This is a genomic window from Sediminibacillus halophilus (assembly GCF_900103695.1).
GTDB lineage: Bacteria > Bacillota > Bacilli > Bacillales > Amphibacillaceae > Sediminibacillus > Sediminibacillus halophilus.
In genome coordinates this window covers 1-1,726 of the sequence record NZ_FNHF01000012.1, presented here as the reverse complement: position 1 = coordinate 1,726, position 1,726 = coordinate 1, and the positions used below count along the sequence as shown (strand labels likewise).

Annotated in this window: 2 protein-coding genes; both read right to left on the bottom strand. The window is 32.8% G+C overall.

What is annotated here, in order from left to right:
- Positions 1 to 524: 524 nt before the first annotated feature.
- Entirely contained in the window at positions 525 to 1,148 is a 624-nt protein-coding gene (locus BLR82_RS20495; RefSeq protein ID WP_074601270.1) for a hypothetical protein, read from the bottom strand.
- A 15-nt stretch (positions 1,149 to 1,163) separates the two neighbouring features.
- The coding region (locus BLR82_RS20490; RefSeq protein WP_139187020.1) for a TNT domain-containing protein at positions 1,164 to 1,726 on the bottom strand (563 nt) is incomplete at its 5' end.

Below are 1,726 nucleotides of genomic sequence, written 5' to 3'. Positions count from 1 at the left end.
CCCAGCGACCAAGCCCAATCAGGTCGCCGAGACCGTCCTTCATTCTATCCCAGTCTGCCGGGATGTACTTTACATCCATTTATCAGACCTCCAATAACCCGTTTGAAACCCATAATTCATTACTGACTTCTACATATCTATCAAGGGCTAAACATTTTCTATTTTCAGGATAAGTGGGTAACCAAGTAGATTTCTTTCGATTACACTAATTGTTTGTTGTATTATGTTGACTTAACACAAACTGATAAAAGTAATCAAAGGCATCGTTTTCATTATCTAACTCTTTTATAATGAAGTGCCCACCTCGTTCTCTTGTTTCATAGACTTTCCACACTCCGTCTTCATATGCACAACCTAGCACTAGCGATTCATCTGTTACATTATCTAGCACTAGAATATGCTCACCAATATCTAGTTTTTCAGCTATTTCTTTATGAATTCTTGTTTTGTCATTTTAACCTCTTAATTTTTAAATAACTCAAACCACTTCTGAATATGGTCAGTAGGGTTATATATGATGCTATTCAAGATAAGACGACTGCGTAATCTTCATCTTCAAAGTTAGCGTTTATTTCATTTTTGCTGATTAGTTTCTTGCTGTGTTCATCAAATAAATATAAGTAATACACAAACTTAAAGAACGCATAATATGCCAACCAGTTATCTAAGGCTTCGGTCTCGAAAACTATTTTTCCGTTTTCGCCAATAAAATTAATCTTGCTTTCTGTGTTATTAATCCCCTCTAGATAAACACTATGCGGCTTATTCATTTTGGTAAACGAATAATAGGTTTCTTTAATGTTTAATCGATTGAAAGCTTTTTTTAAATCTTCTATAGAACAATTAAATTCTCCAATATTTATATCTTTGTTTTGTAATTCAAAAGGAAAAATGTATTTATTAAAAAAATACTTATTCAATTCAAACAGATAAAAGTATTTGGCAGCACTTGACTCGGTGGGGAAATTCTTAATTACTTTTTGATTATCATTTAACTCTTTGCATAGTGTTAATTCCCAAAAGCTATTATTAAGCTCGATTTTATAATAATTCTCACCTTGTTCCCTTCCTTCTTCCAAGGAATTTTGACCGATTACGGTCTCAATGTTTAGTTCATTGAGCAGTCGAGATACTTGGCGTACATCCATTTATAATTTGTCCTCCTAATTATCCAATTTAGTTATATATTTATTTTTCAATAGATTTTCTACTGTCGCCTCAATATAATTACCTTTTAAATCTTTTACCTGTATATCTGTATAAAGTTGAATTCCATTACCCTTTTCACCAAACCATGGGGCTACTTTTCCTGATTTAACCTCAAATTCTCTTAGAACTTTATATCGTTCATATTTTTTTTCCTTCATGAAAGGAGGTAAAGCTCTACTTTCAAAACTTGAACCATCTGGTGAAAAGTATTGACCGGTTCCATTATCACCATACCTATCAATAGTTTTTCCAACAGATAGCTTTTCTATTTCATATTCACCATTTATAAAGCCATCAATGTTTTTGTCACCGTTGGTTCCAGGATAATAAATTTGTCCAGTCTCTTGGTTAAAATATTTTGGATTATCGTAAACTTGCTTATATTCCAAATACAAGTTATCAGAAGGAGTAAATTTCCAATTATCGATTTTAGCCCTGTCAGCATCACTGATTACCTTATGGTTTCCAACTCCCACCCCTTCTGCCTTACTCAACGTATCTTTCACTTTATTCTCAA

Coding starts and splice junctions, on each gene's coding strand:
- BLR82_RS20495 (WP_074601270.1), bottom strand. CDS start 1,148: ATGGATGTACGCCAAGTATCTCGACTGCTCAATGAACTAAACATTGAG.